The organism is Oerskovia gallyi, assembly GCF_014836745.1.
Classification (GTDB): domain Bacteria; phylum Actinomycetota; class Actinomycetes; order Actinomycetales; family Cellulomonadaceae; genus Oerskovia; species Oerskovia paurometabola.
Genome location: NZ_JACSQE010000005.1, coordinates 100269 through 120525, shown reverse-complemented (window position 1 = coordinate 120525; position 20257 = coordinate 100269). Strand labels below are relative to the sequence as shown.

Here is a 20257-nt window from a genome sequence, read left to right as displayed (position 1 = left end):
GGCCGACGACGATCGTCGGCCGGACCACCCCGAGCGCCTGTGGGGTCAGCCCTTCGAGAGCGCTCCGTAGCGGAACTTGAAGGACGCGTCGAGCGTCTTCTCGGTCCCCTCGACACCGGTGCCCACGACCGCGACCTGCGCGCCCTGGAGGTAGGGGACGGTCGAGAGGTCCTCGGCGACCTTGCCCTGGATCTCCTCGATGAGAGCCGTGCGGGCTGCCGGGTCGGGCGTGGCGGCCTGCTGGAGGATCAGGTCGTTGACCTCCTGGTCGTCGTAGTGGTTCGCGAGGAAGTTCTCCTGGAGGAAGAACGGCGTGAGGTAGTTGTCGGCGTCGGAGTAGTCCGGGAACCAGCCGAGCTGGTACGCGGGGTAGACGTCGGCGGTGCGGTCCTTGGCGTACTGGACCCACTCGGTCGTCTGCAGGTTGACCGTGAACAGGCCGCTCTCCTCGAGCTGGTCCTTGATGAGCGCATACTCCTCACCCGAGGACGGGCCGTAGTGGTCGTTGCTGTACTGCAGGTCGAGCACGACGGGAACCGTGACCCCGGCGGCCTCGAGGGCTGCCTTGGCCTTGTCGGCGTCGGGTCCGCCCTGGCCGTCGCCGTAGAGCTCCTTGAGCGGCTCGACCGCTCCGGTCAGGCCTGCGGGGACGTACGAGTACAGCGGCGTGTAGGTGCCCTTGTAGACCTGGCTCGCGATGGCCTCGCGGTCGATGAGGTCCGCGACGGCCTGGCGCACGGCGAGGGCCTTGGCGGGGTCTGCCCCCTCGGCCTTGGCGCCGTAGGGCTGGGAGTCGAAGTTGAACGTGATGTAGCGGATCTCGCCGCCGGGGCCGTCGACGACCTCGACCTTGTCGTTGCCCCGCAGGTCGTCGATGTCGGTCGCGGACAGGCTGCGGAAGGCGACGTCGATGTTGCCCTCCTGGATGTCCAGCTTCAGGTTCGACGCGTCGGCGTAGTACTTGGTGTTGACCTTGGCGGTCGCGGCCTTGCCGAGCACGCCCTGGTAGTCGGGGTTGGCCTCGTAGGAGATGAGGTTGTTGAAGTCGTACTTCGCGATCGAGTACTGACCGGCGAACGCCTTGCCCGAGACGATGTCGGCGTCGGGTGTCAGCGCGTCGGCCGCGAACACGTCCTCGTCGACGATGGGGCCGGCCGGGCTCGACAGGATCTGCGGGAAGACCTGGTCGTCGGGCGACTTGAGCGTGAAGACGACGGTCGTGTCGTCGGGCGCGGCGACGCTGTCCAGGTTGTAGAGCAGCGAGGCGGGGCCGTTCTCGTCGTTGATCGCGACCTGACGGTCGAACGTGAACTTCACGTCGGAGGACGTGAGGTCGTTGCCGTTGGCGAACTTCAGGCCCGGCTTGAGCTTCACGGTGTACTCGGTGGGGCCGGTGAACTCGGCGGACTCGGCGATGTCCGGCTCGACGTCAGGGCTGCCGTAGGGGGTGTTCAGGAGGAACGGGAACACCTGGTTCATGACCGCGAAGGACCCGTTGTCGTAGGAGCCCGCGGGGTCGAGGGTCGTGACCTTGTCGGTCGTGCCGATGGTCAGCGCGCCGCCGGCGCTCGCGGCGCCGCCGCCGTCGTCGTCGTTCCCGCCGCTGCCGCCGCACGCCGTGAGCGTGAGCGTCACGACGGCGATGCCCGCCGTTGCGGCGAGGAGCCGCTTCCTGGAAACGGTCGTCATCCGTCACACCTCTTCTTCGGGGTCGTCAGGTGGGTGCGCGGTGGCGCTCCCACGACCTGGCGCTGTGACCAAGGTGCGTGATGTCTAACACACCGTTGTTTCGGTCAAGCACCCCCGAAGGGCGAGATGGTGCGGTTCCGGTGATGTTGTTACCGGGTCGTAACCCCATGCTCCACATGGTGAGACAGATCACACGGGTGAAGTTACCCAGGAGTACGTTCCGGTGCGTCACGGCCGTTTCACGGTGCGACGCGTCGTGGTGGCAGCGCTGTCATCCCGGCCTCTCACCGAGGGGGCGTCCCCTGCCCGACGCCGGAGCCCGGCTCGCGCGGCCGGGTCACCTCGTCCGGGTCACCGGCGGGGAGCGGGTCACCGGCGGGGAGCGGGTCACCGGCGGGGAGCGGGTCGCCGGTCGGCGCGTCGCCCGACCCGGCCACCTCGCCCGCGACGTCCCTGCCCGGGGCGAGGTCCGCCGTCGGGCCGGAGGGCGCCCCCGGGACCGGCGCGGGGGCCGCCGCCGCCTCCGCGACCACCGGGGCCGACGGCCCGGCCCCCAGGACCGACCCGCCCGTGACGACGACACCGGCCGCGACCGCCCGGGCACGCAGGTCGGCGAGCTCACGTGCGACCGAACGGACCCCGAAGCCCGAGACCACGTGGATCGCTCCCGCGACGAACGCGTACAACCCGAACACGACGACCGTGAGGCTCAGGACGTCGCCCGCGTCCACCGGGCGCGTGACGAGCAGCAGGCCGAACAGCGCCGACACGATGCCGACCGTGAGCATCCACGGCCACCCCAGGTCCCGGTTGCGCACCAGCCCCGCCGCCCCGACGACCGCCGTGATCCCCAGGACCAGGACCCACACGACCAGGACGTAGTAGAGCGCGGTCGCGCTGAGGTCGGGCCAGAACATGATCGCGACCCCGAAGAGCAGGTCCACGACCGCCTGCGCGAGCCACCACCGCCAGCCCACCTGCTTGCGGTGCACCAGCCCCTGGGCCGCGACGAGGGCCGCGTCGGCGACGAGGAAGATCCCGAACACCCAGCGCAGCGTCTCGAGCGCCTCGAGCGGCTCGATCATGAGCAGCAGGCCCAGGACCACCAGGAGCACGCCGCGCACCACCGGGAGCCACCAGACGTTCTTGAACGCGTTGGGCGGCTCGTGCACGTCGCTGCCGCTCGCCCTGCCCCTGCTCTGCACCACGGGCCCACCACCGTTCGCGTCGTGCGCCCGAGCACCTGGTCGTGGACGTCCGCGACCCTCGTCGTCGCAGGTCAGGTGGGAGCGCTGCCTGCGTTCATCGTGCTGGACGTTGGTCACACTCGCGCGCCGAAGCACCCGGAACACCGGGGCCAAACGGGCAAATCACCCGACCGAAAGTGGCGTAATACCGCGCCTCCCGGGACCCTCAGCCCTAGACTCGCAAGCATGTCTGCGCGCGCTCACGACCCGGCCGGCCCTCCGGCGACGGCCGGGCCGCGCCCGCAGGTGCACGAGGTCGGGGCACGCTCCGGCGTCGAGCATCCCGCGCCGGACCCCCGCTCGTTCCGCTCGTTCCTCACGACCCCGCGCCCCGCCGGCGACGGCACCGACCCGACCGTCATGGTCGTCGACACCCCCGAGTCGCGCGTCCGCCACCCCAGCGACCTCGTAGGGATCGTGCTGTGCGCGCTGGGCGTCGCGCTCGTCATGTTCATGTCCGTGTACGCGCACGGCACCACCGCAGGCGTCGCCGAGGACGTCCAGGGCTTCTCCGACCTCCTCGCGCGGATCCTGTTCATCCCGGTCGCGGTCCTCGAAGGTCTCGTGACCCTCGCGATCCCCACGGCGGTCCTCATCGAGCTGGGGATCCGCAAGCTCGGACGGCAGGTCGTCGAGTCGATCGCCGCCGCCGCGCTGGGCATGATCCTCGGCATCGCCGTGACCTACTCGGTGCTCACGTTCGGGTCCGACGACCTCGTCCAGGGTCTCTCGGTCCGGATCCGGGGCGAGTGGCAGCTCAGCATCCCCGGCTACGTCGCCGCGATCAGCGGGCTCCTCACCGCCGCGGGTCCCCGCACCCGACGCCGGACGGTGGCCTGGTCCTGGAACCTGCTGTTCATCGCGCTCGGCGTCGTCCTGATCACGGCCCAGGTGTCCCTGCCTGGTGCGATCATCACGCTCCTGCTCGGCCGCATCGCGGGAAACACGGTCCGCTGGGTGTCCGGCGTCCGCAGCGAACGCGCCTACGGCCCGCACCTGGTGGACGGCGTCCGCCGGGCCGGCTACTCGCCCACCGCACTCGTGCGCGTCCGCGACGTGTCCCAGCCCGCCGAGCTCGCGGAGGCCGCCGAGGACCCCATCACCGAGGTCAACGCCGACGGCGAGATCACGGGCGAGGTCCACGTCGGCGTCGTCCGGGTCGCCGGGTCCGACGAGGACTCGGCGCTGACCGCCGACGCGCGGATCACGGGCGACCACCTCTCGGGCGCCCTGGGCGAAGGAGTCGTGGAACCTGCCGAGGCACCGTCCGACCCCGCCGCCATCGCCCTCGCCCGGTCCGGGGACAACCGCGTCTACGCGATGTTCACCGAGGACGGGGTGCGCCGCGACGTCGTCGTGCTCGACGGCGACCGGCAGGTGGTCGGCTTCCTCACCCGGCTCTGGCGCTCGCTGCGCCTGCGCGGCATCGAGGGACGCGCCGCCATCTCGCTCAAGGCCGTGGCCGAGCGCACCGCCCTCCTCGCCTACGCGGCGAGGGCCGCGGGCGTCCGCACGCCGCGACTGCTCGGCGTCGCCGAGTCGGACGACTCGATGATCCTGGTCCAGGAGCACGCGGTGGGTGCCGTGTCGCTGCGCGACCTGCCCGACGACGAGGTCACGGACGCCGTCCTCACCGAGGCCTGGCACCAGATCCAGCTCGCGCACGACGCCGGGCTCTCGCACCGCGCGCTGACCTCCGACGTCATGCTCGTGAGCCGCGGCGAACCCGGCGGGGCCGCGACGCACCCCGCCGGGTCGGGACCGGGCACCGGGTCCGCAGCCGTCGACCTGAGCCCCCGGAGCGGCACGGAGATCCCCGACGACTCCGAGGTCAAGGTCTGGCTGACCGGCTGGGAGCAGGGCGACATCGCGTCCTCCGAGCTGTCGCGCCGCATGGACCTCACACAGATGGTCGCGCTCCTCGCGCTGCGCGTGGGTGCCGAGCGCGCCGTGGCCTCGGCCGTGAGCGTGCTGCCGGGCGAGGACATCGCGGCGATCGGCCCGTTGCTCCAGTCGATCGCGCTGCCCGTCAGCACGCGCGAGGAGATGCGCGCCAACAAGGAGCTCTTCAAGGACCTGCGCGCCGCGCTCGTCGAGCGGCTCCCCGAGACCGACGTCGAGCCCCAGCGCATCACGCGCTTCGGGGCGCGGACCATCATCACGCTGACCCTGACGATCGTCGCGGTGACCGTGGTCGTCACGACCATGAACTTCCAGCAGATCACCGCGGCGGTCTCCGAGGCCAACCCCTGGTGGGCGGTCGTCTCGTTCGCGCTGGGCGTCCTCACCTGGTTCGGCGCCGCCCTGACCTTCGTGGCCTTCTCGCCCGTCAAGCTGCCCATGATGCGGGCGACGCTGACCCAGATGGCCGGGTCGTTCGTGGCCCTCGCGGCCCCGGCCGGGATCGGGCCCGCGGCGCTCAACCTGCGCATGCTCACCAAGCGCGGCGTGTCGACGCCCATGGCCGTCGCGACCGTCGCCCTGGTGCAGGTGTCGCAGTTCGTCATCACGATCCTGCTGCTGGTAGTCCTGTCGATGACGGCCCGGTCGGGCGGACTCATCAAGCTGCCCTCGACCACGGTCCTGCTCGCCATCACCGGGGTGGCCCTCGCTGTCATCGCGACGCTGCTCGTCCCTGCGGTGCGGCGCTGGGTGCTCGCCAAGATCCGGCCGACCGTCCAGCAGGTGTGGCCGCGTCTGTCCGAGATGCTCAGCCAGCCGGGCCGACTGGCCCTCGGCTTCGGCGGGAACATCGTCATGACCCTCGGCTACGTGCTCGCGTTCGACGCGGCCCTCGCGGCGTTCGGCCAGGAGCTCGCGCTCGTCGACGTGGCCGTGATCTACCTGGTCGGCAACGCGGCGGGCGCAGCCGTCCCGACACCCGGTGGCCTGGGTGCGATCGAGGGGGCGCTCATCGTCGGCCTGACGGCGGCCGGCATCCCGCCCGCGCTCGCCACGTCGGCGACGTTCCTCTTCCGCCTCGCGACCTACTGGGCCCGCATCCCGATCGGCTGGGGCGCCATGCGCTACCTGCAGCGCAAGGGCGACCTGTAGCAGCTGGTCGTCGGGCGGTAGCCGCTACCCCTGCAGCACCACCGCCGAGCCCTGGCCCCCGCCGCCGCACAGCGCCGCCGCGCCCACGGCGTCGCCGCCGAGCGCCGCGAGCCGCCGCGCGAGGTGACCCACGATCCGCGCGCCCGACGCCCCGATGGGGTGCCCGAGCGCGATGGCACCCCCGTTGGCGTCGACGATCGCGGGATCGACGCCCAGGAGGTCCGTCGACGCGATGGCCACCGCGGCGAAGGCCTCGTTGATCTCGATCGCGGACAGCGTGTCGACCGCGAGGCCGGCGCGCCCGCAGGCCGCACGGATCGCGTTCGCGGGCTGCGCGTGCAGCGAGACGTCGGGCCCGGCGACGAGCGCGTGCCCCAGGAGGCGCGCGCCGGTCAGGCCCCGCCGTGCGGCCTCCTCGTCGCTCACGAGCACGAGGGCCGCGGCGCCGTCGGAGATCTGCGAGGCGTTCCCGGCCGTGATGGTGCCGTCCTCACGGAAGGCGGGGCGCAGCCGCGCCAGGACCTCGACCGTGGTGTCGGCGCGTACGCCGTCGTCCGCGTCGACGAGCCGGCCGCCGCGCCCGGGCGTCTGGAAGGGCGCGATCTCGCCCCGCAGGAAGTCCGCGGCCGCGGCGGCCCGCGCGTGCGACGACGCCGCGAACGCGTCCTGCGCCTCCCGGCCGATCGCGAGCCCCTCGCCGTGCCGCTCGGTGCTGAGCCCCATCGACTCCTGCTCGAACGCGTCGCGCAGCCCGTCGTGCGCGAGCGTGTCCACGAGGGTCACGTCGCCGAACCTCTGGCCCGCGCGCGACCCGACCCACGCGTGCGGCGCGAGGCTCATGGACTCCTGCCCCACGGCCACGACGACGTGCGCCTCGCCCGCGGTGATCAGCCGGTGCGCCTGCACCACGGCCTCCATGCCGGACAGGCACACCGCGTTGAGCGTCATCGCGGGTACGGAGAAGGGCACGCCGGCGCCGACGGCGGCCTGCCGTGCCGGGTTCTGGCCGGCCCCGCCCTGGAGCACCTGCCCGGCGAGGACGAGCTCGACGTCGTCGGGCGTGAGCCTCGCGTCCGCGAGCGCCGCGCCCAGCGCGTGGGCTCCGAGGACCGCGGCGGGCACGGTCGCGAAGGCCCCGTTGAAGCGCACGAACGGGGTGCGCGCGTACCCCACGACGACGGTCATGACTCCTCCTGGTGTCCGGTGCGGGACTGTGTGGGAACTCCGGCAGGGTCGCCCGGTTCTTCCAGCCCGACGACGTAGCTCGCCTCGGTCACGTCCCGCACCTCGTCGAGCGTCACGCCGGGCGCGACGGCGCGCAGCACGAGGTGACGACCTAGGTCGTCGGGACCGGGCAGGACGTCGAAGACCGCGCGGTCCGTGATGATCCGGTCCACCACGCCCTCGCCCGTGAGCGGCAGCGCGCACTCGTGCCGGAGCTTGGGCGACCCGTCACGCGCGACGTGGTCCATGAGCACGACGATCCGGGGCGTGCCCGCGACGAGGTCCATGGCCCCGCCCATGCCCTTGACCAGCCTGCCGGGCACGGTCCAGTTGGCCAGGTCCCCCGTCTCGGAGACCTCCAGGGCCCCGAGGATCGCGATGTCGACGTGACCGCCGCGGATCATGGCGAACGACGTCGCCGAGTCGAAGTAGCTCGCACCGGGCAGGGCCGTGACGGTCTGCTTGCCCGCGTTGATCAGGTCGGCGTCCTCGTCGCCCTCGACCGGGAACGGCCCGATGCCCAGCATCCCGTTCTCGCTCTGCAGCGTGATGGACACGCCGGGCGGCAGGTGGTTCGCGACGAGCGTGGGGATGCCGATCCCGAGGTTCACGTAGTCGCCGTCGTGCAGCTCGGCCGCGGCGATCGCGGCCATCTCGTCCCGGTCCCAGGGCATGTCAGGCGTCCTTTCCTGCGGCTGTCGGCGCGCCGACCGCGACCGCCTGCGGCCGCACCGTGCGCTGCTCGATGTCCTTGACCCGTGGCCGCGCGGGCACGAGCCGGTCGACGAAGATCCCGGGCGTGACGACGACGTCGGGGTCGAGGGGCTCGTCCAGGACGAGCTCGGCCTCGACCACGGTGACGCGCCCGGCGGTCGCGACGAGCGGGTTGAAGTTCCGGGCCGTGAACCGGTACGTGAGGTTGCCCCAGAGGTCGGCGCGGTGCGCGTGCACCAGGGCCAGGTCCGCGACGATGCCGCGCTCCAGGACGTAGCGGCGCCCGTCGAACTCCTCGACGGGCTTGCCCTCGGCGACCGGTGTCCCGACGCCCGTGGCGGTGTAGAACGCGGGGATGCCGGCGCCCCCCGCGCGCAGCCGCTCGGCGAGCGTGCCCTGCGGCACGAACTCGACCTCGAGGTCGCCGTCGAGGTACCGCTGCGCGAACAGCTTGTTCTCGCCCACGTAGGACGACAGGACCTTGTCGACCTGGTCGCTCTCGAGCAGCAGCCCGAGCCCCTTGCCGTCGACGCCCATGTTGTTGGACACCACGGTGAGCCCGCGCACGCCCGAGTCGCGCACGGCCTCGATGAGGTCGGCCGGGATGCCGCACAGACCGAACCCGCCGACCGCGATCGTCATGCCGTCGTGCAGCAGGCCGTCGAGCGCGGTGGCCGCGTCGGGGAGGTGGGTGACGCCCGGCGCGCGCGGGGTCTTCCCGGAGGCCGGGGCGCTCGCCGGCCGGGTTCCGTCGGTCGTCATGTCGGCCTGCTTCCTGTGCGGAGGGACTCGGGTGCTGAGCGGTCGGCGGCTGCGTCGGACGGTGTGGCCGCGGTGGCGGCGTCGGCAGCACCGGCCAGGCGCGCCCGTCGCAGCACGGCCTCGGCGTGCCGCAGCGAGGGGCCGTCGATCATCACGCCGTCGTGCACGAACACGCCGTCGTGTCCGGTGGCCGCGGCGAGCAGCGAACGGGCGGCCGCGACGGCGCCCGGCGGGGGCGCGTACGCGGCCCGGACGACCGGCACGTGCGAGGGGTGGATGCACGCGGTCGCGGCGAAGCCGACGGCTGCGGCGTCGAGCGCCTCGTCGCGCAGGCCGTCGAGGTCGTCGATCGCGAGGTGCACCGCGTCGATCGCGGCGACGCCCGCGGCCCCCGCGGCGAGCAGCACCGCGGAGCGGGCGGCGCGGGCGACGTCCCGGTAGGTCCCGTCGGGGAACCGGCTCGACGTCCCACCGAGCGACGCGACCAGGTCGTCGGCACCCCACATGAGGGCGACGACGCCGGGCCGACGGGCGAGCTCGGGTGCGGCCAGCACGCCCGCGGCCGTCTCGCACAGCGCGACGACGCGCAGCCCGCCCACGTCGAGCGGCAGCCGCTCGTCGGCCTTGGGGACCATGACGGTCCGGTAGGCGGTGCGGGCGAGCACGGCCAGGTCGGCTGCGTGCTCCGGGGTCCCGACCGCGTTGACGCGCACGACGGTCCGCGCCGGGTCGAGGGGTTCGGCGAGGAGCGCGTCGCGCGCCGCGGCCTTGCGGTCCGGCGCGACGGCGTCCTCGAGGTCGAGGATCACGGCGTCGGCACGGTCCGCGGCCTTGCGGTAGCGGTCGGGCCGGTCGGCGGGGCAGAAGAGGAGCGCGGGCCCCAGGTCGAAGGTCGTCACGGTGCACCGCCCTCCTGCCCGACGACGTCGCGCGCCACCGCGTCGGGCCCGCCTTGTGCGGCGGTCGTGGCGAGGGCCGCCTCGTGCGCCGCTCGCGTCCACACGAGCGTCGACCGCACGGCCCGCGCCACGAGCACGCCGTCCTGGTTGTGCCCCCGGTGCTCGAACGTCACGACACCCTGCCCGGGTCGTGAGGCGGACGGCCGCTTCTCGAGCACCACGGTCGAGGAGTACAGGGTGTCGCCGTGGAACACCGGGTGCGGGAACGCGACCTCGGCGAACCCGAGGTTGGCGACGATCGTGCCCTGCGTGAGCTGCGCGACCGAGGCCCCGACGAGCGTCGAGAGCGTGAGCATCGAGTTCACGAGCCGCTGTCCGAAGGGCTGGTCGGCGGCCCACGCCGCGTCGAGGTGGAGCGACTGCGTGTTCATGGTCAGCGTCGTGAAGAGCACGTTGTCGGCCTCGGTCAGCGTGCGCCCCGGGCGGTGGACGTAGCGGACCTCCTCGTCGAGCTCGTCGTAGTAGAGCCCGCGCTGCACGATCTCCCGCATCCTGCACTCCTTCCTGCTGGTCTGCTGTGTGTCCCGGGCTGCCGAGAACGAGGTTGCGGTCGTTCTGGGCAGGTTGCCGGCCTCAACCTCGTTCTCGGCACCCGGCCTAGGCCGTGAGGCCCAGCCCGCGCGCGATGATCATGAGCTGCACCTCGGACGTCCCCTCCCCGATCTCGAGCACCTTGGAGTCCCGGTAGTGGCGAGCCACCGGGTTCTCGTTCAGGAAGCCGTAGCCGCCGAAGATCTGCGCCGCGTCGCGCGCGTTCGCCATGGCCGCCTCGCTGCCCACGAGCTTCGCCATGGACGCCTCGACCTTGAACGGGACGTCGTTCGCGAGCTTCGAGGCCGCGTCGTAGTAGCAGAGCCGCGCCTGGTGGACGCGGGCCGCCATGCGCGAGAGCGTGAACGCGATGTGCTGGTTCGAGCCGATGTCGCGTCCGAAGACGTTGCGCGTCCGCGCGTACCGCAGCGCCTCCTCCAGGCACCCTTGGGCGGCGCCCGTGGCGAGCGCCGCGAACGCGATGCGCCCCTCGTCGAGGGCGTGCAGGAAGTTCGCGTACCCGCGGCCCAGCTCGCCCAGGAGGTTCGCCGTGGGGACCCGGACGTCCTCGAACGTCAGGGGGTGCGTGTCGGACGTGTGCCACCCGACCTTGTCGTACGCCGGCCCGACCGTGAACCCGGCCGTCCCGGACGGCACGAGGATCGACGACAGCTCCTTCTTCACCGTCCCGTCGGCGCGCACCTCTTCCGCGGTGACGGCGGTGACCGTGACGACGCTCGTGATGGGCGTCCCGGAGTTGGTGATGAACTGCTTGCTGCCGTCGATGACCCACACCCCGCCGCCGCCGTCCGGGCCGGGCTCGTGCCGCGCCGTCGTGCGGGTGGCGCCCGCGTCGGAGCCCGCCTCGGCCTCGGTCAGCCCGAATGCCGCGAGGGCCCGCCCCGTGACGAGGTCCGGCAGCCACCGCTCGCGCTGCTCCGCGGTCCCGTGCCGCACGATCGGCATGATCCCGAGCCCCACACCGGCCTCCAGGGTCACCGCGATGCTCTGGTCGACGCGCGCGAGCGCCTCGACCGCGAGGCACAGCGACAGGTAGTCCTTGCCCTGGCCGCCGTGCTCGACGGGGAACGGCAGGCCGAAGAGCCCCAGGTCGCCCATCTCGCGGATGATGTCGAGCGGCAGGCGGCGCTCGGTGTCGTACGTGTACGCCGCGGGCGCGACGACGGTGTCCGCGAACTCGCGCACGGTGTCGCTGAGCTTGCGCTGCTCGTCGGTGAGCTCGGTGTTCATGGCGCTCCTGGGGTGTGGGAGGGGACGGGGACGGCCGGGATGTCGGCCTGGGGGTGCTGCAGGATCGCGGACCCGTCGGCCGGGACGGGGGCGTCGTCGTCGGGCCGTGGTTCGACGCGGGCGACCACCTCGTCGCGCCGCACCAGGTCACCTGGGCGGGCCGTGAGCCGCACGACGCCCGCGTGCGGCGCCGTGAGCGGGTGCTCCATCTTCATGGCCTCGACCACGACGAGGACCGTGCCCGCGGCGACGCTCTCGCCGTCGGTGACGGCGACCGCGACGACCGTGCCGGGCATGCCCGCGCGGACGTCGGGGCTCAGGGGGGCGTCCGGTCGGTCGGACCCGTCAGGGCGGGCGGCGGCGCGTCGCGCGAGGCGCTCGGCGCGCGTCGGGACGGCGACCTGGACCACCCGGCCGTCGCGCGCGAGCCAGACGCTCCCGTCGGGGCCGGTCGCGAGGTGCACGGGCTCGCCCGTGCCGTCCACGACCAACCGCCACGCGTGCCCCGCGACCGGTGTCAGCGAGGCATGCCGGGGCTCGCCGTCGTCCACGTGCACGACGGCGTCGCTCGCGTCCCCCGTCACGGTCACCTCGTGAGGCTCGTCGGCCGGGGCGAGCAGCGCGACCCGGCGCGGGCGGGGCGCGGCGTTGAGCCGCCAGCCGTCGCCGACGCCCCACTGGCCGGTCGCGTGCGGCGTGGCGCCGCGAGCGTCCGACCCCGCGAGCGAGAACAGCGCGACCGCCACGAGGTCGCCCTCGGCCGCGGCCTCCGGCGGGACTCCGCCGTCCGCGACGAACCGCTCGATGAGCCCCGTGTCGAGGTCCCCCGCCCGGACGTCCGGGGACGCGAGGAGCGCCCGCAGGAAGCCGATGTTCGTGTCGACGCCCAGCACGACCGTCTCCCCGAGCAGGCCGTCGAGCCGGTCGAGCGCCTGGGCGCGGTCGGCGCCGTGCGCGACGGCCTTCGCGAGCAGCGGGTCGTAGTCGCCCCCGACGTCCACGCCCTCGGCGAGGCTGCTGTCGAGACGCCACCCGGCGCCGTCGGGCTCGGTGAGCGCGAGGACTTCGCCCGTCGCGGGCAGGAAGCCGCGCGCCGGGGACTCGGCGTAGACGCGGGCCTCGACCGCGTGGCCCACCAGCACGACGTCCTCCTGCGCGAACCCCAACGCCTCTCCCGCTGCGACGCGGAGCTGGGCCTCGACCAGGTCGAGGCCCGTGACCATCTCCGTCACGGGGTGCTCGACCTGCAGGCGCGTGTTCATCTCGATGAAGAAGAACGTCGCCGGGTCGTCGGCAGGCACGAGGAACTCGACCGTCCCGGCGCCCTCGTAGTCGACGCCGCGCGCGACCTCGCACGCGGCCTCCCCGATGCGGGCGCGCGTCGCGGCGTCGAGCAGCGGCGACGGCGCCTCCTCGACGACCTTCTGGTGGCGACGCTGGAGCGAGCACTCGCGCTCCCCCAGGTGCACGACGGCGCCGCGCGAGTCCGCGAGCACCTGCACCTCGATGTGGCGCGGTCGGGCGACGAGGCGCTCGACGAGCAGCGTGCCGTCGCCGAACGACCGGGTCGCGACGCGGCGGGCGCTCGCGAGCGCGGCCGGGAGGTCGTCGGCCGAGGTCACGACCTGCATGCCCTTGCCGCCGCCGCCCGCCGAGGGCTTGACGAGCAGCGGGAAGCCGACGTCGCGCGCAGCCCGGGCGAGGGCCTCGTCGTCGAGCGCCTGGCCGGTCGCGGGGTCACGGCCCGTGCTGCCCGGCACGACCGGGACACCGCGCGCCGCGACGATCTCCTTGGCCGTGATCTTGTCGGCCATGGCCTCGAGCGCCGCGACACTGGGCCCGACGAACACGATGCCCGCGGCCGCGCAGGCCCGCGCGAGCTCGGGGTTCTCGGACAGGAAGCCGTAGCCGGGGTGGATCGCGTTGGCGCCCGTCGCGCGGGCCGCGTCGATGATCGCGGGCACGCTCAGGTACGACCCCGTCGCGGCGGCCGGGCCGATGCGTACCGCGACGTCGGCGAGGGACACGTGGCGCGCGCCGGCGTCGGCGTCGCTGTGGACCGCGACCGAGCGGATGCCGAGGCGGCGCAGCGTCCCGATGATGCGGCACGCGATCTCGCCACGGTTGGCGACGAGGACCGTGCCGAAGGGGCGCGAGCCCGGGGTGGGGGTGCGCAGCGGGAGCATGGCCCTCACATCCTGAAGAGCCCGAAGCGCGGGCCCTCGGTCGGTGCCAGGGGCGTGCGGGCGCACACGTCGAGCGCGAGCCCCAGCACGCGGCGCGTGTCGGCGGGGTCGATGACGCCGTCGTCCCAGAGTCGGGCCGTCGCGTAGTACGGGTCGCCCTGCTCCTCGTAGCGCGAACGGATGTCCTCGCGGAAGGCGGCCTCGTCGTCGGGCGCCCACTGCTCGCCGCGCGCCGCGAGCTGGTCGGCCTTGACCGTCGCGAGCACCGACGCGGCCTGCGGGCCGCCCATGACCGAGATCCGGCTCGCGGGCCACGACCACAGGAAGCGCGGCGAGTACGCGCGCCCGCACATCGAGTAGTTGCCCGCCCCGAACGACCCGCCGACCACGACCGTCAGCTTGGGCACGCGCGTCGTCGCGACGGCCGTGACCATCTTGGCGCCGTCCTTGGCGATGCCCCCGGCCTCGGCGTCGGTGCCGACCATGAACCCCGAGATGTTCTGCAGGAACACGAGCGGGATGCCGCGCTGGTCGCACAGCTCGACGAAGTGCGCGCCCTTGAGCGCCGACGGGCTGAACAGGACCCCGTTGTTCGCGACGATCCCCACGGGGTGCCCGTGCAGGTGCGCGAACCCCGTGACCAGGGTGTCGCCGTACTCGCGCTTGAACTCGTGGAACACGCTGCCGTCGACGAGCCGCGCGACGATCTCGCGCGCGTCGTACGGCGCCTGGACGTCGACCGGCACCGCGCCGTACAGGCTCTCGCCGGGGCCGCCCGGGTCGTCCTGCCCGACGACCGGCGGGGCGCTCTCGTGGACCGCCCACGCGGGCGCCGGGTCGGGCGGGAGCGTCGAGACGATGCGGCGCACGATCGCGAGCGCGTGCTCGTCGTCCTCCGCCAGGTGGTCGGTGACGCCCGAGCGGCGCGCGTGCAGGTCGCCGCCACCCAGCTCCTCGGCCGTGACGACCTCACCGATCGCGGCCTTCACGAGCGGCGGGCCGCCGAGGAAGATCGTGCCCTGGTTCCGCACGATCACCGTCTCGTCGCTCATCGCGGGCACGTACGCGCCGCCCGCGGTGCACGAGCCCAGGACCGCCGCGATCTGCGGGACGCCCGCGGCCGAGAGCCGGGCCTGGTGGTAGAAGATGCGGCCGAAGTGGTCGCGGTCGGGGAAGACCTCGGCCTGGAGCGGCAGGAACGCGCCGCCCGAGTCGACGAGGTAGATGCACGGCAGCCGGTTCTCGAGCGCGATCTCCTGCGCCCGCAGGTGCTTCTTGACCGTGAGCGGGTGGTACGTGCCGCCCTTGACCGTCGCGTCGTTGCACACGACCAGGACCTGGCGCCCCTCGACGACCCCGATCCCCGCGATCACGCCCGCCCCGGGCCACTCGCCGCCCAGCATCCCCTCGGCCGCGAGCGGTGCGATCTCCAGGAACGGGCTGCCCTCGTCGAGCAGGTGCTCGACGCGCTCGCGCGGCAGCAGCTTGCCGCGCGCGACGTGCCGGGCCCGCGACGGCTCGGGGCCGCCGAGCGCGGCGCGGGCCGTGCGCTCGCGCAGCCCGGCGACGAGCGAACGCTGCGCCACGTCGTTGGCACGGGCGTCCGCAGAGAACGGGTCGACCGTCGTCCCCAGGACGTCGCCGACGCCTGGGGAGCGCATGGTCGGCAGGGTCGCGGTCACGAGGGCGCCCCCGTCCGGGACGGACCCTGGTCGCCGGTGGTACCGGGGTCGCCGGGGTCGCCCACCAGGAGCAGCGCGAGCGCCGGGTCCGCGAGCAGCGCCCCGAGCTCGGAAAGGAAACGGGCGCCCTGCTCGCCGTCGACCACGCGGTGGTCGAACGACAGGCTCAGCGTCACGACGTCGCGCAGCGCGACCTGTCCCTCGTGCTCCCAGGGGCGCTTCCGCACGGCCCCGACGCCCAGGATCGCGGCCTCCCCCGGGACCAGGATCGGCGTCCCGGCGTCGACGCCGAACACCCCGACGTTGGTGATCGTGATGGTCCCGCCCGTGAGCCGCTCGGGCGCGGTGCGCCCGCTGCGGGCCGTCGCGGTGAGGTCCGCGAGCGCCTGCGCGAGTCCTGTGAGCCCGAGCGTGTGCGCGTCGGGCACGTGGGGCACGACGAGCCCGCGCTCGGTCGCGACCGCCGTCCCCAGGTGGACGCGCGGGCTGTGGACGATCTCCGCGCCACCGTCGGGCAGGTCCTCCCACCGGCTGTTGAGCGAGGGGTGCCGCGGCAGCACGACGCACAGCGCGCGAGCGACGAGCGCCAGGACCGTGATCCTGGTCCCGCGGGCGAGCGGGTGGGTCCGCAGGCGGTCGAGGAGCTCGGTGCTGGGCGTGACGTCGACCGTGAGGAACACGGTCGCGTGGGGGGCGGTGAAGGCGCTCGCGACCATCGCGGCGGCGGTGTGCTTGCGCACGCCGCGCACGGGGGTGCGGGTCTCATCGTTGTCCGCCCGGCCCGACGGCGCCGCTCCCCTCCTGTCGTCCGGCTCGGCCGGCGCGGCGCTCGTTCCGGGCAGCGGGAACCCTCCGGCGCGCCGGGAGGCCGCGCGGGCCAGCCCGGACTGACCGAGGATGTCGCGCAGCGAGGTCGGTGAGTGGCGGCCCGTGGTCCGGGGCGTGGGCTCGTCGGCAGCGGCAGCGTCCTCGTCGTCGTCGTCCCACTCGTCGGGCGGGCCCGCGGTGCCGAAGCCTCGGGACGCCGGTCCCCTCGACGCGTCGCTCGGGAGGCCGTGGACGCCGTTGCGCTCCCTGCCCGTGCCCGCACGTCGCCCGGACACCGCGCCCTGCCCCGTCCCGGCTGCGGTCCCCTCACGGGACCCGGCCTGCGCACAGCTCACCGCCGCGAGGACGTCCTCGCGGGTCACGAGCCCGCGAGCGCCGGTCCCGACGATCCGTTCGAGGTGGACCCCGAGCTGCTTGGCCAGCCGGCGCACGGGCGGGGTCGAGCGTGGTCGCTCGATGGGGGGCATACCGGTACTCGAGCCCGCTGCCGCGCTCGCACCAGCCCCCGCCCCCGGGCCGGCACCGGCTCCGGCTCCGGCCATGTCGTCGTCGGAAAGCTGCCCGTGCTCGACCCCGTCCGCCGAGATGCGGCCATCTGGGGTGCTGACCCTGTTCTCGACCCCAGTTGGCCGCATCTCGGCAGCGGCCGGAGCCGGGGACCGGCGTGCTCGCCTCGTGGGTCGGCCCGATCGTTCCGGTCGCGCACCGTACCCGACGAGGTTCGGCTGGGGCGCCTCCTCGGCCGCGTCCTGGCCGCCGTGGGCCGCGAGACCGCCGGGCGTGGCGCCGTCGGGCGTGGAGACCACGGCGGACGGGGACGCCGGCGAACGATCGGTGGTGACGCCGTCAGGCGACGGGTTCCCGGCACCGCGGGCCGCACGCCCGCCGCCGGCCGACCGCCCGGCGGTGGGCACTGCGCCCGACACCCCCGCCTCGTCCGGGACCTCGAACGTCACGAGCGGCTCGCCGACGTTGACCGTCTGCCCCGGCTCGGCGTGCAGGACCGTGACGACGCCCGCGTAGGGCGACGGGAGGTCGACCAGGGCCTTGGCCGTCTCGACCTCCGCGATGACCTGGTTGAGCTCGACCCGGTCGCCCGCGGCGACGTGCCAGCTCACCAGGTCGGACTCGGTGAGGCCCTCACCGAGGTCGGGCAGGAGGAACTCGCGCGTGGCCATCACCGTGCCACCCCCTCGAAGGCTGCGTACTCCGACGACGCGTACGCCCCGCGCCCCAGGACGCGGTCCACGCCGTCGAGGATCCGGTCCAGGTCCGGGACCTGGTGCTGCTCGGCCTTGGCCGGGGGGTACGGGACGTCGTGCCCCGTGACGCGCACCGGCGCGGCCTCGAGGTGGTCGAAGCAGCGCTCGGTCGCCGCGGCCGCGACCTCGGCGCCCAGGCCTGCCTGGTGCGGGGCCTCGTGCGTGACGACCAGCCGACCCGTCTTGCGGACCGACGCCGCGACCGTCGCGTGGTCGATCGGCGAGAGCGAACGCAGGTCCACGACCTCGATCGAGACGCCCTCGTCGGCGGCCGCGACCGCGGCGTCCCGGGCCGTCGTCACGAGCGACCCGAACGTCACCAGGGTGACGTCGGTCCCGGGCACGACGACGCGCGCCGCGTCCATGGGGTCGGCCGAGCGCAGGTCCGCCGCCTCGTTGACCTCGCCCTTGAGGTGGTAGCGCCGCTTGGGCTCGAAGAAGACGACCGGGTCGTCGCACGCGATGGCCTGCTGGAGCACGGTGTACGCGTCCTGCGGGTCGGAGACGGTCACGACGCGCAGGCCCGCGGTGTGCGCGAAGTACGCCTCGGGCGACTCCGAGTGGTGCTCGGCCGCCCCCAGGCCGCCGCCCACGGGGATGCGGATCGTGATCGGCAGGCGCACCGCGCCGCCCGTGCGGGCGTGCATCTTGGCGAGCTGGGACACGATCTGGTCGAACGCGACGTACACGAACCCGTCGAACTGGATCTCGCACACGGGTCGGTAGCCGCGGTACGCGAGCCCCACGGCCGTGCCGAGGATGCCCGACTCCGCGAGCGGCGTGTCGAGCACGCGACGGGGGCCGAACTCGGTCTGGAGGCCGTCCGTGACCCGGTACACGCCGCCGAGGCGGCCGACGTCCTCCCCCATGACGACGACCTTGTCGTCGGTCGCGAGCGAGCGGCGCAGGCCTGCGTTGAGGGCCTTGGCGAGCGTCAGCGTGGTCATCGGGCACCGTCCTTCGCGTCGGGAGAGCCGAGGGCGCGGGTGCCCGCGACCTCGGGTGCGGCGGCGCCGGTCGAGGCGGCGCCGTCACCGTCCTCGGACCCCGCAGGGTCGGCGAACCCCTCCAGGTACTGCGCGTACGCGGCCCGCTCGGCCGCGAGCGCCGCGTGCGGCTCGGCGTACACGTGGTCGAAGATCGAGAGCGCCGACGGGTCCTCCAGCCCGATGCACCCGGCACGCAGCTCGGCCGCGGCCCGGTCGGCGGCACCCTGGACGCGCGTCTCCTCGTCCTCGGTCAGCAGGCCGCGGTCCGTGAGGTAAGCCCGGTAGCGGGAGATCGGGTCGCGCCCGGCCCACGTCTCGAGCTCGGCGGGGTCGCGGTACCGCGTGGGGTCGTCGGCCGTGGTGTGCGGGCCCATGCGGTAGGTCACGGCCTCGATGAACGTGGGACCGCCGCCCGTGCGGGCCCGGTCGAGGGCCTCGAGGGTCACGGCGTGCACCGCGAGGACGTCGTTCCCGTCGACGCGCACGCCCGGGAGGCCGAAGCCCGCGGCGCGGTCCACGAGCGGCACGGGCGACTGGAGCGCCACGGGCTCGGAGATGGCCCACTGGTTGTTCTGGCACAGGAACACCACGGGCGACCGGTAGGTCGCGGCGAACACGAACGCCTCGTTGACGTCGCCCTGGCTCATGGCCCCGTCGCCCAGGTAGGCGACCGCTACGGCGTCGGCCCCGTCGTTCTGGATGCCCATCGCGTAGCCCGTCGCGTGCAACGTCTGCGCGCCGATGATGACCTGCGGCGTCGCCATGTTCACGGCGTACGGGTCCCAGCCCGACGCCGTCACGCCGCGCCACACCCGCACGAGGTCCACGAGGGCGACCCCCCGCGTGTACGCCACGGCGTGCTCGCGGTAGCTCGAGAACACGAAGTCGTCGGGACGCAACGCCCGGCCCGAGCCGATCTGCGCGGCCTCCTGCCCCAGCAGCGGGGGCCACAGCGCGAGCTCGCCCTGCCGCTGGAGAGCCGTGGCCTCGGCGTCGATCCGACGCACCACGACCATGTCCTCGTACAGTCGAAGGGCCGACGCGGGGTCTGCGTCGAGTCCTTCCAGCCACCGGTCCTGCTCCGCCGATCCGTGGCGTGCACCGGCCTCGTCGAGCACCTGGACGACGTCCTGTGTCGTCCGCGGCTCGACACGGCTGTCCACCTTGCTGGGCGTCATCGCGTCACCTCGCGTCTGCTCCCGTGCTCGTCGTCGAGCACCCCGCCGCTCACCGTCGAGCACCGGATACCGCGAACGTAACCCCACCCCGCACATGGCTCCAGTCATCGCGAGAAGGCTGCGCGTTCTGCTCCCGGATGTCGGGCTAGGCTGAACACTGTGCGCAGCTACGATGCCGTCGACCTCGATCTCCTCGTCGCGCTCGCGAAGGACCCGCGCGGCACGATCGTCGCGCTGGCCGAGCGCCTGCGGCTCTCACGGAACACGGTGCACGCACGCATGGCCCACCTCGAGGAGGCCGGGGCGTTCCTCGACTTCGACCGGCGCATCAGCCCGGAGTTCCTGGGCCACCCCCTGACCGCGTTCATCGAGGTCGAGGTCAAGCAGAAGGAGCTCAGCCGCATCGTGGCGACGCTCGCGGAGATCCCCGAGGTGCTCCAGGCGCACGGGCGCAGCGGCACCTCCGACCTGCGGGTGCTGGTCGCGTGCCGCACCACGGACCACCTGTTCCGCATCGACGCGGCGATCCTCGCGATCGACGGGGTCGAGCGCACCGAGACGTCGCTCTCGATGGGAGAGCTCATCCCGTACCGGGTGCGGCCCCTGATCGAGCGGGCACGCAAGACCCTCTAGGACTGGCACCAGCCGGCCGGGCCCGGCCGCGAGACGGGTGGTCCTGCACGAGACGGGTGCCTACGCCA

General features: G+C 73.7%; 15 protein-coding genes. 2 read left to right on the top strand and 13 right to left on the bottom strand.

What is annotated here, in order from left to right; translation table 11 throughout:
• Positions 1 to 45: 45 nt before the first annotated feature.
• Together H9640_RS07755 and H9640_RS19430 are read right to left on the bottom strand one after the other, a co-directional pair.
• Positions 46 to 1689: an ABC transporter substrate-binding protein gene (locus tag H9640_RS07755; RefSeq protein ID WP_191790145.1), complete on the bottom strand. Its 1644-nt coding sequence runs from the start codon at positions 1687 to 1689 to the stop codon at positions 46 to 48.
• 284 nt (positions 1690 to 1973) lie between these two features.
• Positions 1974 to 2897 carry an HdeD family acid-resistance protein gene (locus tag H9640_RS19430; protein WP_191790144.1) on the bottom strand — a complete coding sequence of 308 codons (924 nt, stop codon included), beginning with the start codon at positions 2895 to 2897 and terminating at the stop codon, positions 1974 to 1976.
• 225 nt (positions 2898 to 3122) lie between these two features.
• Here H9640_RS19430 and H9640_RS07745 point away from each other — a divergent pair, with 225 nt between their 5' ends.
• Entirely contained in the window at positions 3123 to 5990 is a 2868-nt protein-coding gene (locus tag H9640_RS07745; protein ID WP_225226861.1) for a lysylphosphatidylglycerol synthase transmembrane domain-containing protein, read from the top strand.
• A 24-nt stretch (positions 5991 to 6014) separates the two neighbouring features.
• Here H9640_RS07745 and H9640_RS07740 read toward each other — a convergent pair whose 3' ends face one another.
• The 11 genes from H9640_RS07740 to pdhA form a co-directional block, all read right to left on the bottom strand.
• Positions 6015 to 7175 carry an acetyl-CoA C-acyltransferase gene (locus H9640_RS07740; protein ID WP_191790143.1) on the bottom strand — a complete coding sequence of 387 codons (1161 nt, stop codon included), beginning with the start codon at positions 7173 to 7175 and terminating at the stop codon, positions 6015 to 6017.
• Entirely contained in the window at positions 7172 to 7888 is a 717-nt protein-coding gene (locus tag H9640_RS07735; RefSeq protein WP_191790142.1) for a 3-oxoacid CoA-transferase subunit B, read from the bottom strand. The genes H9640_RS07740 and H9640_RS07735 overlap by 4 nt, the downstream gene beginning before the upstream one ends.
• Position 7889: 1 nt before the next feature.
• Complete coding sequence (locus tag H9640_RS07730) at positions 7890 to 8570, bottom strand: CoA transferase subunit A (RefSeq protein ID WP_404821891.1); 681 nt, start codon at positions 8568 to 8570, stop codon at positions 7890 to 7892.
• Between the two features lie 116 nt (positions 8571 to 8686).
• Complete coding sequence (locus H9640_RS07725) at positions 8687 to 9589, bottom strand: HpcH/HpaI aldolase/citrate lyase family protein (protein WP_191790140.1); 903 nt, start codon at positions 9587 to 9589, stop codon at positions 8687 to 8689.
• Entirely contained in the window at positions 9586 to 10140 is a 555-nt protein-coding gene (locus H9640_RS07720; RefSeq protein ID WP_191790139.1) for a MaoC family dehydratase, read from the bottom strand. The genes H9640_RS07725 and H9640_RS07720 overlap by 4 nt, the downstream gene beginning before the upstream one ends.
• 106 nt (positions 10141 to 10246) lie before the next feature.
• Entirely contained in the window at positions 10247 to 11431 is a 1185-nt protein-coding gene (locus H9640_RS07715; RefSeq protein WP_191790138.1) for an acyl-CoA dehydrogenase family protein, read from the bottom strand.
• The gene (locus tag H9640_RS07710; RefSeq protein WP_191790137.1) at positions 11428 to 13617 is read right to left on the bottom strand and encodes an ATP-binding protein; all 2190 of its coding nucleotides are present in this window, start codon (positions 13615 to 13617) and stop codon (positions 11428 to 11430) included. The genes H9640_RS07715 and H9640_RS07710 overlap by 4 nt, the downstream gene beginning before the upstream one ends.
• A gap of 5 nt (positions 13618 to 13622) precedes the next feature.
• Positions 13623 to 15278 (bottom strand): carboxyl transferase domain-containing protein, encoded by a 1656-nt coding sequence (locus H9640_RS07705; RefSeq protein WP_191790136.1) that lies wholly within the window; start codon positions 15276 to 15278, stop codon positions 13623 to 13625.
• A gap of 17 nt (positions 15279 to 15295) precedes the next feature.
• The gene (locus H9640_RS07700) at positions 15296 to 17305 is read right to left on the bottom strand and encodes a 2-oxo acid dehydrogenase subunit E2 (protein WP_191790135.1); all 2010 of its coding nucleotides are present in this window, start codon (positions 17303 to 17305) and stop codon (positions 15296 to 15298) included.
• On the bottom strand, positions 17305 to 18336 hold the full coding sequence (locus H9640_RS07695) for an alpha-ketoacid dehydrogenase subunit beta (RefSeq protein WP_191790134.1): 1032 nt from the start codon (positions 18334 to 18336) through the stop codon (positions 17305 to 17307). Before H9640_RS07695 ends, H9640_RS07700 begins: the two co-directional genes overlap by 1 nt.
• Positions 18333 to 19556, bottom strand: a complete 1224-nt coding sequence (gene pdhA / locus H9640_RS07690; protein ID WP_191790133.1) for a pyruvate dehydrogenase (acetyl-transferring) E1 component subunit alpha — start codon at positions 19554 to 19556, stop codon at positions 18333 to 18335. Before pdhA ends, H9640_RS07695 begins: the two co-directional genes overlap by 4 nt.
• A 159-nt stretch (positions 19557 to 19715) precedes the next feature.
• Between pdhA and H9640_RS07685 the strand changes: the two genes are divergently transcribed.
• On the top strand, positions 19716 to 20189 hold the full coding sequence (locus H9640_RS07685; RefSeq protein WP_191790132.1) for an Lrp/AsnC family transcriptional regulator: 474 nt from the start codon (positions 19716 to 19718) through the stop codon (positions 20187 to 20189).
• Positions 20190 to 20257 lie beyond the last annotated feature (68 nt).

Bases quoted from the DNA above. Each gene is read 5' to 3' on its own strand.
- H9640_RS07755 (WP_191790145.1), bottom strand. From the start codon at position 1,689: ATGACGACCGTTTCCAGGAAGCGGCTCCTCGCCGCAACGGCGGGCATC.
- H9640_RS07740 (WP_191790143.1), bottom strand. From the start codon at position 7,175: ATGACCGTCGTCGTGGGGTACGCGCGCACCCCGTTCGTGCGCTTCAAC.
- H9640_RS07735 (WP_191790142.1), bottom strand. From the start codon at position 7,888: ATGCCCTGGGACCGGGACGAGATGGCCGCGATCGCCGCGGCCGAGCTG.
- H9640_RS07710 (WP_191790137.1), bottom strand. From the start codon at position 13,617: ATGCTCCCGCTGCGCACCCCCACCCCGGGCTCGCGCCCCTTCGGCACG.
- H9640_RS07720 (WP_191790139.1), bottom strand. From the start codon at position 10,140: ATGCGGGAGATCGTGCAGCGCGGGCTCTACTACGACGAGCTCGACGAG.
- H9640_RS07730 (WP_404821891.1), bottom strand. From the start codon at position 8,570: ATGACGATCGCGGTCGGCGGGTTCGGTCTGTGCGGCATCCCGGCCGAC.
- H9640_RS07700 (WP_191790135.1), bottom strand. From the start codon at position 17,305: ATGGCCACGCGCGAGTTCCTCCTGCCCGACCTCGGTGAGGGCCTCACC.
- H9640_RS07705 (WP_191790136.1), bottom strand. From the start codon at position 15,278: ATGCGCTCCCCAGGCGTCGGCGACGTCCTGGGGACGACGGTCGACCCG.
- H9640_RS07695 (WP_191790134.1), bottom strand. From the start codon at position 18,336: ATGACCACGCTGACGCTCGCCAAGGCCCTCAACGCAGGCCTGCGCCGC.
- pdhA (WP_191790133.1), bottom strand. From the start codon at position 19,556: ATGACGCCCAGCAAGGTGGACAGCCGTGTCGAGCCGCGGACGACACAG.
- H9640_RS07715 (WP_191790138.1), bottom strand. From the start codon at position 11,431: ATGAACACCGAGCTCACCGACGAGCAGCGCAAGCTCAGCGACACCGTG.
- H9640_RS07745 (WP_225226861.1), top strand. From the start codon at position 3,123: ATGTCTGCGCGCGCTCACGACCCGGCCGGCCCTCCGGCGACGGCCGGG.